This window comes from Streptomyces sp. NPDC039609 (assembly GCF_055596705.1).
In genome coordinates this window covers 701,551-715,337 of record NZ_JBVIUJ010000002.1, presented here as the reverse complement: position 1 = coordinate 715,337, position 13,787 = coordinate 701,551, and the positions used below count along the sequence as shown (strand labels likewise).

Here is a 13,787-nt window from a genome sequence, read left to right as displayed (position 1 = left end):
TCGCCGTCACCGGCGGGCCAGATACGCCTGGAAGGCCCGGTACAGCGCGTGGTTCGTCGTGCCGGCCAACGGTGTCTCCCACTCCCCCAGCGTCTCGACGGCCTGCCCTCCCGTGCCGAGCTTCCAGCGCAGCAGACCGTGGGCGCGGTCGTCCGGGTCAAGGGTGGAGGGTATCCCGCGCATGTCGTAGACGTCGGCCCCGGCGGCGTGGGCATCGAGCATCATCCGCCACTGCAGGGCGTTGGAGGGGCGGACCTCTCGGCGGTGGTCGGCGGAGGCGCCGGTCTGGTACCAGACCCGCCGCCCCACCGTGATCATCGTGTGGGCGGCGAGGGTCTCGCCCTCGTGACGGGCGAGGTAGAGCCTCATCCGGCCGGGTTCCTCGGCGTTGAGGACCGCGTACTGCCGCTCGTAGTAGGCGAGGGAGCGGCCGAGCCGGAAGCCGTCGCGCTTCTCGGTGATCCCCAGGAGCCGGTAGAACTCGGGCAGGTCCGCGGCCGAGCCGACGACGATCTCGACGCCGGACCTGCGGGCCTTGCGGACGTTGCGCCGCCACTCCTGGTTGAGGCCGTTCCACAGGTCGTCCGTGGTGCGGCCGGCGAGCGGGATCCGGTAGACGTGCCGGGGCTGGGCGTCGGCGCCGTCGGAGTCGCTGGTGGAGTCGCCGCCGCAGCGGCGCCAGCCGCGGGAGCGGAGGCGTTCGGCGACGGCGGTGCCGAGCGGGTCGACCTCGTCGGCGAGGACGTCGGCGAGACGGCGGCCGGACCCGGTGTGCGCCTTGAGGGTGCGGGCGTTCCAGCTGCGGAAGGCGGGCGAGGGCCCGATGCGTACGGCGAAGGCGCCGGCGGCCCGCAGATGCTGGAGCAGCGGGGTGAGCCAGCCGTCGATGTCGGGGTCGGACCAGTCGGCGACGGGTCCTTCGGGGAGGTAGGCGAAGTACTTGCGGGTCCCGGGGAACGGGCGCAGCAGGACGAGGGCGCCGCCGGTGAGCGTGCCGTCTCCGGATCCCCAGCCGAGGAACTGCGGACGCCAGCCGTCCTTGACGTCCGCCCAGGAGGGCAGTTGGAGGAAGCTGGGGCCGTGCCCCGCGCCCGCCGTCGCGAGGAAGGTCCGGTACGCCTGGGGGGTGACGGGCTCCAGCCGGGTGGTCCGCGGGGGTGCGGCCGTCACGAGCAGGGCTGACACAACGTGAGCCTCCTTGTTCCGCCCCTCGGTCGTGGGGCGCACAGGATGCTCACAGCCGTCCTTGACCGCGCCGCGCGTCGCGTGTGACCGGACGATGACCGTTTCTCTGCAGCCCTTGTCACAAAGCCTTCCGCGTGCTTTCGGCGGCCTACAGTCCGGGCATCCCACATCTTTTCCGGAGGCTTCCGTGATGTCCGTACGCACCCGTGCCCGCACCCGAATACGCCCGGCGCTGGCGGCCCTTGCGCTCTGCGGCTCGCTCACCGCCTGTTCGGCGGGGGCGGTGGGCGCGCCCCGCGCGACGGACGGGACGAAGGCTCCGGATGCCCAGGACGTGCCGGCGAAGGTGACCGTGGTGACTCCGGCGGCAGGCCGGACGGTGACCGTGACCGCCACCGGCGGCACCTTGACGACGGTGAAGGTCGTGGACACGGACGGCGGCGTGCTGACGGGCCGTACCGCGGCGGGCGGGGCGTCGTGGGTCTCGGACCGCAAGGCGGCGCCGGGCACGTCGTACCGCGTGGATGCGACGGCCCGTACGGCCGGGGGCAAGGAGACGACGGCCCGGTCGACGTTCTCGACGGCGAAGGCCTCGCTGGTCAACAAGCTGACGCTGGCGCCCGGGAAGAACACCACGGTCGGGGTCGGGCAACCGATCTCGATCGTCTTCGACCGGCCGGTGACGAACAAGGCGGAGGTGGAGAAGCAGCTCAAGGTGACGACGTCGAACGGCACGATCGGATCCTGGGGCTGGCTGAAGGACTATTCGGGCAAGGACCGGGTGGACTGGCGGCCGCGGGAGTACTGGAAGCCGGGTACGAAGGTCACGCTGGACGCGACGCTCGACGGGACGGACTCGGGCGGAGGCTGGTTCGTACGGGACTACCGCACCGGCTTCACGGTCGGGGGCGGGGCGCAGGTGGTGAAAGTCGACCTCGACCGGAAGCAGTTGGTGCTGGAGAGGGACGGCCGAGCGGTGCGCACGATCCCCGTGTCGGGCGGCACGCCCGGCGGCGACAAGCGGTCGTGGCGGGGGACGGCGGTGCTGATGGCGAAGGAGGGCACGATCAACATGAACTCGGAGACGGTCGGGCTCGGCGACGCCTACGACAAGATGGTCGACCACTCGATGCGGCTCACGTGGTCGGGCATGTACGCCCACGCGGCGCCGTGGAACGCGAAGTACTTCGGCCGCGCGAACCGCAGTTCCGGCTGCATCGGCATGAGCGACGCCGACGCGGCTTGGTTCTACGCCCAGGTCCGCCCGGGCGACCCGTTCGAGATCCGCGGCGCGCACACGAAGGGCACGGTGGCGGAGGGGAACGGCTACGGAGCGTGGAACCTGAGCTGGGAGGCGTGGCGCGCGAAGAGCGCGGTGCGCCGCTGACGCGGCGGGGAGCGGAGGCGGGGCTGCGGTAACGCGGGCCCGGCCACCCCCGCCGGGGCCGCCCCGCCGGGGCGCGGAGGTACGCGGCCGGGGGGCGCATGCACCCGGCGGCGCGGGGGTACGCGAGACCGGCCGAGCCCGCCGGGACGGCCGCGTCGGCGTCGCAGGGGGAGCACGCCCGCTCTGCCCGGCCGGCGCGGCGCCTCCGTGTCCGGTGCGGGTCGGCTCAGGGCCCGCGCATCTCCCAGAGAAGGAGCTCCGCGTCGGAGGTGGCCATGACCGCCAGGTCGCGCGCGGCGGTGATGCGGGCCGCGTCGCCGGCGGCCAGTTCCTCGCCGGCCAGGCGGACCGTGCCGCGCGCCACGTGTGCGTAGACGAAGTCCGCGTCCGGGACGGCGGCGCGTTCGCCGGACTCCAGGCGGCGGACGTGCAGCATCGAGGCCGCCTCCGGGAGCGCGTACGGGGTGGAGTCGGCGATGCCGCGCACGATCTCGTACGAGGGTTCGCCGCCCGGCTCCAGCGGCGCGAGCCACATCTGGACGAAGACCAGCGGCGCGTCGCCGTCGTTGCGCTCCTCGTGGCGCACGCCCGCCGCCGAACCGAGCCGCTGGACGTCCCCGGGGCGGACGACGGTCGTGTGCCCGGTCGAGTCGCGGTGGGTCAGCTCGCCCTCGACGACCCAGGTGACGATCTCGGTGTGGCTGTGCGGATGCTCGTCGAACCCGGCGCCGGGAGCGAGCCGCTCCTCGTTGCAGGCGAGGATCGCGCCGAAGCGGAGGTTGTCGGGGTCGTAGTGCGCGCCGAAGGAGAGGGCGTGGCGGGTCTCGATCCCTGCCGCGGGGTCGCCACCGGGGTAGCGGTCGGCGGCGCGCTGAATACGAATCACGGGGTCACGGTATCCCCGGCCCCGCCGGTCGTGGGCGATCGTTCCGCAGGGCGGGCGGGGACCCAGTGGGACGTATCGTCGCACCCGGAGCCACACGCCCGTGGCCCGATGAGGCACCCTTAGTCCGTGTCTGAACCGACGAACGCCTCCCATCCGCACTCCGCGACCCTGAAGCGCCTCGAACAGTCCTCCGGGCGGCTCGCCGCCAACGCCATTGCCCGTATGGACGAGACGCTGCCGTGGTACCGGGCGATGCCGCCCGAGAACCGGTCGTGGATCGGTCTGGTCGCCCAGGCCGGTATCGCCGCGTTCACCGAGTGGTTCCGGCACCCGGAGACCCCGCAGGCGATCTCCACCGACGTCTTCGGCACAGCGCCCCGCGAGCTGACCCGCGCGATCACCCTGCGCCAGACCGTCGAGATGGTCCGCACCACCATCGAGGTCATGGAGACGGCGATCGAGGAGGTCGCCGCCCCCGGCGACGAGTCCATCCTCCGCGAGGCGCTCCTCGTCTACGCCCGCGAGATCGCCTTCGCGACCGCCCAGGTCTACGCCCAGGCCGCCGAGGCCCGCGGCGCCTGGGACGCCCGCCTGGAGTCGCTCGTCGTCAACGCGGTCCTCTCCGGCGAGGCCGACGAGGGCGCCGTCTCCCGGGCCGCCGCCCTCGGCTGGAACTCCCCCGAGCACGTCTGCGTCGTCCTCGGCACCGCTCCCGACGGCGACAGCGAGCTGACCGTCGAGGCGATCCGCCGCGCCGCCCGGCACGCCAAGCTGCAGGTCCTCACCGGTGTCCTGGGCGACCGGCTCGTCGTCATCGCCGGTGGCAACGACAACCCGCTCGCCGTGGCGAAGGCCCTGATCGGGCCGTACGCCGCCGGACCGGTCGTCGCCGGCCCCGTCGTCCCCGACCTGCTCGCCGCGACCCGCTCCGCGCAGGCCGCCGCCGCCGGGCTCAAGGCGTGCTCGGCGTGGCAGGACGCTCCCCGCCCGGTTCTGGCGGACGATCTGCTTCCGGAGCGTGCCATCGCCTCCGACCCGTCGGCCCGCGAGCAGCTGGTGGAGGAGATCTACAGACCACTGGAGGAAGCGGGCTCGGCGCTCCTGGAAACACTGAGTGTCTATCTGGAACAGGCGAGCAGCCTGGAAGGTGCCGCACGGATGCTCTTCGTCCACCCCAACACCGTGCGCTACCGGCTTCGACGTGTGACAGACGTCACCGGCTGGTCACCCTCCGATGTCCGCTCCGCGTTCACACTGCGGATCGCCCTGATCCTGGGGCGCTTGGCCGACGGAGATTCGCAGTCCTAGACTTTTGTCGAACACCAACAATTCCCCTGACGGTTCTTCGTCCTAGTCCCCACGGGCGCCGACAGCCGTCCCCAAGAGAGAGTGTGAGGGTGCTCGTACTCGTCGCTCCCGGCCAAGGCGCCCAGACGCCCGGCTTCCTGACTCCCTGGCTCGAACTCCCCGGTGCCGCAGACCGCCTCGCGGCCTGGTCCGAGGCCATCGGGCTCGACCTCGCCCACTACGGCACGAAGGCGGACGCGGACGAGATCCGTGACACCGCTGTCGCCCAGCCGCTGCTCGTGGCCGCCGGACTGCTGTCCGCCGCCGCGCTCGGCGACGTGACCCCCGGCGCCGTCGCCGGCCACAGCGTCGGCGAGATCACCGCCGCCGCGTTCGCCGGCGTCCTCGACGACACCGCCGCGCTGCGTCTCGTACGCACGCGTGGTCTGGCGATGGCCGAGGCCGCCGCGATCACCGAGACCGGCATGTCCGCGCTGCTCGGCGGCGACCCCGAGGTGACGGTTCCGCACCTCGAGAAGCTCGGTCTGACCCCGGCGAACGTCAACGGCGCCGGCCAGATCGTGGCCGCCGGCACCATGGAGCAGCTGGCAGCCCTGGAGGCGGACAAGCCCGAGGGTGTCCGCCGGGTCGTCCCGCTGACGGTCGCCGGCGCCTTCCACACGCACCACATGGCGCCCGCGGTGGCGAAGCTGGAGGCCGCCGCGAAGGAGCTGACGGTCTCCGCCCCGCAGGTGCGCTACGTCTCCAACAAGGACGGCCAGGTCGTCACCGAGGGCGCGGAGGTCATCGCGCGTCTGGTCGGTCAGGTCGCCAACCCGGTCCGCTGGGACCTGTGCATGGAGACCTTCAAGGCCCTGGGCGTGACCGCGCTGATCGAGGTGTGCCCCGGCGGCACCCTGACCGGTCTCGCCAAGCGCGCCCTGCCGGGTGTTCCCACCGTCGCCCTGAAGACCCCCGACGACCTCGACGCGGCCCGCACGCTCGTCGCCGAGCACACTGCAGCCTGAGTAAGGAGCCGTAGAGCATGTCGAAGATCAAGCCCAGCAAGGGCGCCCCGTACGCACGGATCATGGGTGTCGGCGGCTACCGCCCCACCCGGGTCGTGCCGAACGAGGTGATCCTCGAGAAGATCGACTCGTCCGACGAGTGGATCCGCTCGCGCTCCGGCATCGCCACCCGTCACTGGGCCTCCGCCGAGGAGACCGTGGCCGCGATGTCCGTCGAGGCCTCCGGCAAGGCCATCGCGGACGCCGGGATCGACCCGGAGCAGATCGGCGCCGTGATCGTCTCCACGGTCTCGCACTTCAAGCAGACCCCGGCCGTCGCCACCGAGATCGCCGACAAGATCGGCGCCGGCAAGCCGGCCGCGTTCGACATCTCCGCCGGCTGCGCGGGCTTCGGCTACGGCCTGACCCTCGCCAAGGGCATGATCGTCGAGGGTTCGGCGGAGTACGTGCTCGTGATCGGCGTCGAGCGGCTGAGCGACCTGACGGACCTGGAGGACCGCGCGACGGCCTTCCTGTTCGGCGACGGCGCCGGCGCGGTCGTGGTCGGCCCCTCCGACGAGCCGCACATCGGCCCCTCGGTCTGGGGTTCGGAGGGCGACAAGTCCGAGACGATCAAGCAGACCGTGCCGTGGAACGAATTCCTCCCCCACGCTCTCGACTTCGCTCGAGCAGGGGGGACCCCCACCGGCGACGTCTCGAAGCTCCCCCTCAACGAGCAGGGCGAGATCAAGTTCCCCGCCATCACGCAGGAGGGTCAGGCGGTCTTCCGCTGGGCCGTCTTCGAGATGGCGAAGGTCGCCCAGCAGGCGCTGGACGCCGCCGGAATCACGGCGGACGACCTGGACGTCTTCATTCCGCACCAGGCGAACATGCGGATCATCGACTCGATGGTGAAGACTCTCAAGCTGCCGGAGCACGTGACGGTCGCCCGTGACGTCGAGACCACCGGCAACACCTCGGCCGCCTCGATTCCGCTCGCGATGGAGCGGCTCCTGGCGACCGGGAAGGCGAAGAGCGGCGACACCGCGCTCGTCATCGGCTTCGGGGCGGGTCTCGTCTACGCCGCGACGGTAGTTACCCTCCCCTAGGCACTCCGGGTCCTCCGGAAGCCCCTTACCTAAGCAATCACAGAAGGAGCGCCACCATGGCCGCCACCCAGGAAGAGATCGTCGAAGGTCTCGCCGAGATCGTGAACGAGATCGCCGGCATCCCGACCGAGGACGTCGCGCTCGAGAAGTCCTTCACGGACGACCTCGACGTCGACTCGCTGTCCATGGTCGAGGTCGTTGTCGCCGCCGAAGAGCGCTTCGACGTCAAGATCCCGGACGAGGACGTCAAGAACCTCAAGACGGTCGGCGACGCGACCGCCTACATCCTGAAGCACCAGGGCTGATTCGGCCCCTGCTGACTCGGTCAGCCACCCGGCGGTGGCGCCGTTTTTCGACCATCACACACGTGGAGAAAGAATTCCTGTGAGCTCGACCAATCGCACCGTGGTCGTCACCGGTATCGGCGCAACCACACCGCTGGGTGGCGACTCCGCATCGACCTGGGAAGGTCTGATCGCGGGACGCTCCGGCGTCAAGCCCCTTGAGGGCGAACGATTCGCCGAACTGCCCGTCCAGATCGCGGCCCTCGCCGCGGTCGACCCGGGTGACGTTCTGCCCCGCCCGCTCGCCCGCAAGCTGGACCGCTCGGCGCAGTTCGCGCTGATCGCGGCCCGCGAGGCGTGGGCCGACGCGGGCTACACCGGCCCGGCCGGTGAGGACGAGAGCATCGTGCCCGAGCGGCTCGGTTCCGTCATCGCCTCCGGCATCGGCGGTGTCACGACTCTGCTCGACCAGTACGACGTGCTGAAGGACAAGGGCGTTCGCCGTGTCTCCCCGCACACCGTGCCCATGCTCATGCCGAACAGCCCCTCCGCCAACGTCGGTCTGGAGGTGAACGCCCGGGCGGGCGTCCACACCCCCGTCTCCGCGTGTGCGTCGGGTGCCGAGGCGATCGGCTACGCCGTCGAGATGATCCGTACCGGCCGGGCCGACGTGGTCGTGGCCGGCGGCACCGAGGCGGCGATCCACCCGCTGCCGATCGCGGCCTTCGCCAACATGATGGCGATGTCCAAGAACAACGACGAGCCGACGAAGGCCTCGCGTCCGTACGACACGGGCCGTGACGGCTTCGTGCTCGGCGAGGGCGCGGGCGTGGTGATCCTCGAGTCCGAGGAGCACGCGAAGGCCCGTGGCGCCCGCGTCTACTGCGAGGTGCTGGGCCAGGGTCTGTCGGCCGACAGCCACCACATCGCGCAGCCCGAGCCGACCGGCCGGGGCATCGCCGCGGCGATGCAGAACCTGCTGGACTCGACGGACCTCAAGCCCTCCGAGGTCGTCCACCTCAACGCGCACGCCACGTCGACGCCGCAGGGCGACGTCGCCGAGATCAAGGCGCTGCGGAAGGTGCTGGGCGACGACCTGGACCACGTCGCGATCTCCGCGACGAAGTCGATGACGGGTCACCTCCTGGGCGGCGCGGGCGGCATCGAGACCGTCGCGACGGTCCTGGCGCTCCACCACCGTCTGGCCCCGCCGACGATCAACGTCGACGAGCTGGACCCGGACGTCGCCGCGGACATCGTCCGCGACGAGCCCCGCGAGCTGCCGCAGGGCACGATCGCCGCGATCAACAACTCGTTCGGCTTCGGCGGCCACAACGTGGTCCTCGCCTTCCGCACGGTCTGACCCACACTCACGGCAGAGGCCCACCCCAAGACCGGGGTGGGCCTCCGGCGTGTCCGGGGCTTCAGACCACCTGGTGGAGCCAGCGGACCGGGGCTCCTTCGCCCGCGTACCGGAACGGCTCCAGTTCGTCGTCCCAGGGCTTGCCGAGGAGCTTGGCGATCTCCGCCTCGAGTTCCGTCTCGCCGCGTACCGAGCGGGCCAGTGCGGCTCTGAGGCGGTCCTCCGGGATCAGGATGTCGCCGTGCATTCCGGTGACGGCGTGGAAAATGCCCAGCTCCGGCGTGGCGCTGTAGCGCTCGCCCTCGGCCGTGGGGCAGGGTTCCGCGGTGACCTCGAAGCGGAGCATCTGCCAGCCGCGCAGGGCGGAGGCGAGCTTGGAGGCGGTGCCGGTCTCGCCCTGCCAGGAGAACTCGGCTCTCCAGGTGCCGGGGGACGCCGGCTGGCGGATCCAGTCGAGCTGGACTCTCGCACCGAGGACACCCGCGACCGCCCATTCGACGTGCGGGCACAGCGCGCGCGGTGCGGAGTGAACGTACAGAACTCCACGTGTCGTCACCGGGACCTCCAGTGTGGGACGAGGTTCGCCTTTCCCAGCGGCCTCAGTAAACAGCATCGGGAGTAAAACTCCACAAAAGGGACAGCATGTGACGTGATGTAATTTACCGGAGCCGGTTGGCAAAGGCGCCTCTGGTTCGACGGGGGAAAAGCTACCGTGCCGCACCGCCCTTGGGGTGACGTACGGTCGGTCCGGGGGTGGGTGGACACCAAGCTTTCACCCGCCAGGACGCCGAACGGACACCGGAGGAGGGGCCGAGGGATGCGCGGCCGACAACGTTTTCGTACCACCGTCGCCTCCGTCGCGGCCGCACTGCTGCTGTGCGCGGGCACTCTGACGGGGTGTGAGGCGGTCGGTCCCGCGGCGACCGCCCCGCCGAAGCCCAGGCCTACACCGAAGCCCACGCCCGTCTGGGACCGCTCCCCCGCCTCCGTCGCGGCCGTCGGCGACTCCATCACCCGCGCCTTCGACGCCTGCTCGGTCCTGTCGGACTGTCCGGAGGTGTCCTGGGCGACCGGCACGGACACCACCGTCAACAGCCTCGCCCTGCGGCTCCTCGGGGCGAAGGGCGCGGCCGCGCGCAGTTGGAACCTGGCGCGGACCGGGGCGCGGATGGCGGAGCTCCCGGAGCAGATGGCCCGGGCGGCGGCCGAGAAGCCCGAGCTGGTGACGGTGATGATGGGTGCGAACGACGCCTGCCGGGACCGGGCCGAACTGATGACCCCGGTCGAGGAGTTCCGCGCGGACTTCGAGGCGTCCCTCTCCGAGCTGCGGAAGACGGCACCGAAGGCGCAGGTGTACGTGTCGAGCGTGCCGGACCTGAAGCGCCTGTGGTCGCAGGGCAAGGAGAGCCCGATGGGCCGCCAGGTCTGGAAGCTGGGCATCTGCGCCTCGATGCTGGCCGACGCGGAGGATCTGAGCGCTTCGGCCGAGCAGCGCCGGACGCGGGTGCGGGACCGCGTGGTGGCGTACAACACGGTCCTGAAGGAGGTCTGCGCGAAGGACCTGCGCTGCCGGTACGACGGCGGCGCGGTGTTCGGCTTCCGCTTCGACGGAGCGCAGCTCAGTCCCTGGGACTGGTTCCATCCGAGCAAGGACGGGCAGGCGAGGCTCGCGGAGATCGCGCACCGGCAGGTGACGGCTCCGGAGCCGCCCGCGTAGGGTTCCCGATCATGAGGATCACGAGTGAGCCCTTCGGTTCGGTCGACGGTGCGGACGTCACGCGCTGGACGCTCCAGCGGGGCGCCGTGCGGGTACGGGTGCTGACGTACGGCGGCATCGTGCAGTCGGTCGAGACGCCGGACCGGGACGGTGTCCCGGGTGGCGTGGCCCTCGGCTTCCCCGATCTGGAGGGGTATCTCAAGCGTCCGGAGCCGTACTTCGGCGCTCTGGTGGGGCGTTACGCCAATCGGGTCGCGGGCGGCGCCTTCACGCTGGACGGCACGGTCCACCGGCTGCCCCGCAACGGCGGGCCGAACTGTCTGCACGGCGGGGAGCGCGGCTTCGACAAGCGGGTGTGGGAGGCGGAGGAGGTCGAGTCCGGGGTACGGCTGTCCCGGGTGAGCCCGGACGGCGAAGAGGGCTTCCCCGGCCGCCTGGAGGTCTCGGTGACGTACACGCTCGACGCCGACGGGGCGCTGCGGATCGGCTACCGCGCGGAGACGGACGCGCCGACGGTGGTGGCGCTGACGAACCACTCGTACTGGGATCTGGGCGACGGGCCGCAGGAGCTGCGGGTGGCGGCCTCGCGCTTCACTCCGACCGACGGGACGGGCATCCCGACCGGAGAGTTCACCGAGGTCGCGGGCACGGAGCTGGACTTCCGCAGCGGCAGGCCGCTCACGATCCCGCTGGACCACAACTTCGTCCTGGACGACGGGGGTTCGACGGCAGCCGAGCTGTACGCGCCGGGGAGCGGTCGTACGGTGACGGTGGAGACCACCGAGCCCGGCCTTCAGGTGTACGCGAGCCCGGAGCTGGGCGGAGTCGCCCTGGAGGCGCAGCACTTCCCGGACTCGCCGAACCGGCCGGAGTTCCCGTCGACGGTGCTGCGTCCGGGTGAGGTGTACGCCTCCGGGACGACGTTCCGCTTCGGCACGCGCTGAACGACGGGGTGAAGCCCCGGGGCGGATGTCAGGTTCCGCCCCGGGGCTGATCATGGGGGTCAGACCTCCAGCGTGGCCGTCAGGCGCGCGTCGGCGAGCGAGTGCGCGGCCCTGACCTCGTACGTACCGGGGACGAAGGTCCAGTCGTTCTTCTCCTCGTCCCAGATCTCGAAGCCGCGGCGCGGCAGGGGGATCTCGACCTCGACGGACTCGCCGGCGCCCGCCTCGACGGAGCCGAAGCCGGCCAGCCAGCGCGCCGGGCGCTCCACACCGTCCGCCGTCGGGGCCAGGTAGATCTGGACGACCTCGCGGCCGGTGCGGGTGCCGGTGTTGGTGATCCGGACCTTCGCCGTCGCCGGGGTGACCTCCAGGGAGTCGTAGGTCCACGTGGTGTAGCCGAGGCCGTGGCCGAAGGCGTACGCGGGGGTGGCGCCGGCCTTGTCCCAGGCGCGGTAGCCGATGAACACGCCCTCGGTGTAGGCGAGTCCCCCGTCGGTGGGGGTGACCTCGGTGACGGGGACGTCGGCGAGGGCGACGGGCCAGGTGGTGGGGAGCCGGCCGCCGGGCTCGGCGGCGCCGGTGAGGACGTCGGCGAGTGCGGCGCCGCCTTCCTGACCGGGGAACCAGCTGAGCAGGATCGCGGCGACGTCATCGCGCCAGGGCATCTCGACCGGCGAGCCGGCGTTGACGACGACGACCGTGTTCGGGTTGGCGGCGGCCACGGCCCTGACGAGTTCGTCCTGGCGGCCGGGGAGGGCGAGGTCCCTGCGGTCGAAGCCCTCGGACTCGACACGCTCGGTGGTGGCGACGACCACGACGGCGGCGTCGGCGGCGCGGGCGGCCTCGACGGCTTCGGCGATCAGTTCGTCGGGGTCACGGCGCGGACCGAGGTGGACGAAGGAGAACATGACGGCCGGCAGCGGGGCCGCGAACTCCTTGTCCAGGGGGTGCAGCAGGGACACCTCGACCGTCTCGCCCGCGGTGAGGGCGATCTTGGCGCGCTCGACGGGGGCGCCGAAGAACGCCTCGAAGGGGTCGGTCTCCGGGCCCATCGCCTGAAGGCCGTCGAAGACGGTCTCGCCCGCGATACGGAGGGTGAAGGCGCCGAGGCCGCGGGTGCCGAAGGAGTGCTCGCCGGACTCGCGCGGGGTGAACGTACCGGTGACCTCGATGGAGGCGAGCGTCTCGTGGGTGACGCCGGCCGGGAGGTCGTCGCCGATCCACTGGACCTGGCCGTTGGGCAGGGTGCCCTCGCCGAGGACGGTGCCGTCGGCGTCGCGGCAGACGGCGCGGAGGGTGAACCCCGACGAGACGGAGCCGGCGGGGGTGAGTTCGTCGCTGGGGTCGGCGCCGACGGAGAAGGTGAGGGCGCCGTCGGGAAGGGCGGCGGTGAGTCCGTCGAGCGGCGAGACGGTGTGGTCGGGGAAGACCTGGGCGGAGCCGCCGCCGAGGACCCGGGCGTCGCGGGCGGCGGCGCCGGACAGCGCGACGGAACCGCCCGCGACCAGCGGCAGCACGTCGTTCTCGTTGCGTACGAGGACGACTCCGCGGTGGGCGATCTCGCGGGCGAGGGCCTCGCCGTCGATCGTCCCGGGCTGTTCGGCGACGACCGGCGGGGCGCCTTCGAGGGTGCCGACGCGGGCGGCGAGCCGCAGCACGTTCCGTACGGCCGTGTCGACCGCGGACTCCTCGACCTCGCCGGCCCGGACGGCTGCGGCGAGCGCCTCGCCGTAGACGGTCCGGGGGCCGGGCATGGCGATGTCGAGGCCGCCCTCGATGTCGCCCTGGGTGGAGCGGGCGGCCATCCAGTCGGAGACGTTGCAGCCGTCGAATCCCCACTCGCCGCGCAGGACCTCGTTGACGAGGTAGCTGTGCTCGGTCATCGTCACGCCGTTGACCTGGTTGTAGGCGGTCATGATGCCCCAGGGGTGGGCGTTCTTGACGATGGCCTCGAAGGGCGCGAGGTAGAGCTCGCGCAGCGGGCGGGCGGCGACCGTGTTGTCGACGGTGAAGCGGTCGGTCTCGGCGTCGTTGGCGACGAAGTGCTTGACCGTGGTGCCGACGCCGCCGTCCTGGACGCCCTGGACGTAGCCGGTGCCGATCTCGCCGGTGAGGTACGGGTCCTCGGAGTAGCACTCGAAGTGGCGGCCGCCGAGCGGTGAGCGGTGCAGGTTGACGGTGGGCGCGAGCAGGACGTGGACGCCCTTGCGGCGGGCCTCCTGGGCGAGGAGCCGACCGGCGCGGCGGGCGAGGGACGGGTCCCAGGCGGCGGCGAGCGCGGTCGGGGACGGCAGGGCGATCGAGGGGTCGTCGGCGGTCCAGCGGACGCCCCGGACGCCGATCGGGCCGTCGGACATGACCAGGGACTCCAGCCCGATCTCGGGCAGGGCCGGGAGCGACCACATGTCCTGGCCGGCGAGCAGCCGCGCCTTGGTGTCCAGGTCGAGCTTGCCGAGCGCCGCCTCGACGGCCTGCTCGCGAACGGTGTCCGCGCTGATCTCCGCCACGGCCGTACCTCCTCGTAGAAGTCCTTGTGGCGCCCATGGTGGACCCGCTACCTGTAGATCGGTAGGTTACGTTACTGTTTCGTAATCTTGAGATGCCGTACGGTCCTGGGT

12 protein-coding genes are annotated in these 13,787 nt (G+C 71.8%); 8 read left to right on the top strand and 4 right to left on the bottom strand.

The window, feature by feature from the left end; genetic code table 11:
• Nucleotides 1-6 precede the first annotated feature (6 nt).
• On the bottom strand, nt 7-1,185 hold the full coding sequence (locus ACZ561_RS08640; RefSeq protein WP_470991110.1) for a lipid II:glycine glycyltransferase FemX: 1,179 nt from the start codon (nt 1,183-1,185) through the stop codon (nt 7-9).
• A gap of 190 nt (nt 1,186-1,375) precedes the next feature.
• Here ACZ561_RS08640 and ACZ561_RS08635 point away from each other — a divergent pair, with 190 nt between their 5' ends.
• On the top strand, nt 1,376-2,572 hold the full coding sequence (locus ACZ561_RS08635; protein WP_470991108.1) for a L,D-transpeptidase: 1,197 nt from the start codon (nt 1,376-1,378) through the stop codon (nt 2,570-2,572).
• Between the two features lie 226 nt (nt 2,573-2,798).
• Here ACZ561_RS08635 and ACZ561_RS08630 read toward each other — a convergent pair whose 3' ends face one another.
• Nucleotides 2,799-3,458 carry a pirin family protein gene (locus ACZ561_RS08630; protein ID WP_470991106.1) on the bottom strand — a complete coding sequence of 220 codons (660 nt, stop codon included), beginning with the start codon at nt 3,456-3,458 and terminating at the stop codon, nt 2,799-2,801.
• 126 nt (nt 3,459-3,584) lie between these two features.
• On the opposite strand from ACZ561_RS08630, the gene fasR reads away from it, so the two are divergent.
• The 5 genes from fasR (at nt 3,585) to fabF (ending at nt 8,508) form a co-directional block, all read left to right on the top strand.
• Nucleotides 3,585-4,766 carry a fatty acid biosynthesis transcriptional regulator FasR gene (gene fasR / locus ACZ561_RS08625; protein WP_376437667.1) on the top strand — a complete coding sequence of 394 codons (1,182 nt, stop codon included), beginning with the start codon at nt 3,585-3,587 and terminating at the stop codon, nt 4,764-4,766.
• 89 nt (nt 4,767-4,855) lie between these two features.
• On the top strand, nt 4,856-5,773 hold the full coding sequence (locus ACZ561_RS08620; protein WP_470991104.1) for an ACP S-malonyltransferase: 918 nt from the start codon (nt 4,856-4,858) through the stop codon (nt 5,771-5,773).
• A gap of 17 nt (nt 5,774-5,790) precedes the next feature.
• Nucleotides 5,791-6,861: a beta-ketoacyl-ACP synthase 3 gene (locus ACZ561_RS08615; RefSeq protein WP_470991102.1), complete on the top strand. Its 1,071-nt coding sequence runs from the start codon at nt 5,791-5,793 to the stop codon at nt 6,859-6,861.
• A gap of 56 nt (nt 6,862-6,917) precedes the next feature.
• On the top strand, nt 6,918-7,166 hold the full coding sequence (locus ACZ561_RS08610) for an acyl carrier protein (RefSeq protein WP_362366823.1): 249 nt from the start codon (nt 6,918-6,920) through the stop codon (nt 7,164-7,166).
• A 79-nt stretch (nt 7,167-7,245) separates the two neighbouring features.
• A complete protein-coding gene (gene fabF, locus ACZ561_RS08605) occupies nt 7,246-8,508 on the top strand; it encodes a beta-ketoacyl-ACP synthase II (protein WP_470991100.1) in 1,263 nt (420 codons plus the stop codon).
• A gap of 61 nt (nt 8,509-8,569) precedes the next feature.
• Here fabF and ACZ561_RS08600 read toward each other — a convergent pair whose 3' ends face one another.
• Complete coding sequence (locus ACZ561_RS08600; RefSeq protein ID WP_137989482.1) at nt 8,570-9,064, bottom strand: DUF3145 domain-containing protein; 495 nt, start codon at nt 9,062-9,064, stop codon at nt 8,570-8,572.
• 261 nt (nt 9,065-9,325) lie between these two features.
• Here ACZ561_RS08600 and ACZ561_RS08595 point away from each other — a divergent pair, with 261 nt between their 5' ends.
• Both ACZ561_RS08595 and ACZ561_RS08590 read left to right on the top strand, forming a co-directional pair.
• Entirely contained in the window at nt 9,326-10,225 is a 900-nt protein-coding gene (locus ACZ561_RS08595; RefSeq protein WP_470991098.1) for an SGNH/GDSL hydrolase family protein, read from the top strand.
• Nucleotides 10,226-10,236: 11 nt separating this feature from the next.
• Nucleotides 10,237-11,169: an aldose epimerase family protein gene (locus ACZ561_RS08590; protein ID WP_470991096.1), complete on the top strand. Its 933-nt coding sequence runs from the start codon at nt 10,237-10,239 to the stop codon at nt 11,167-11,169.
• Nucleotides 11,170-11,228: 59 nt separating this feature from the next.
• Here the strand turns inward: ACZ561_RS08590 and ACZ561_RS08585 are convergent, their stop codons facing one another.
• Nucleotides 11,229-13,676: a glycoside hydrolase family 3 protein gene (locus ACZ561_RS08585; RefSeq protein ID WP_470991094.1), complete on the bottom strand. Its 2,448-nt coding sequence runs from the start codon at nt 13,674-13,676 to the stop codon at nt 11,229-11,231.
• Nucleotides 13,677-13,787: the final 111 nt, after the last annotated feature.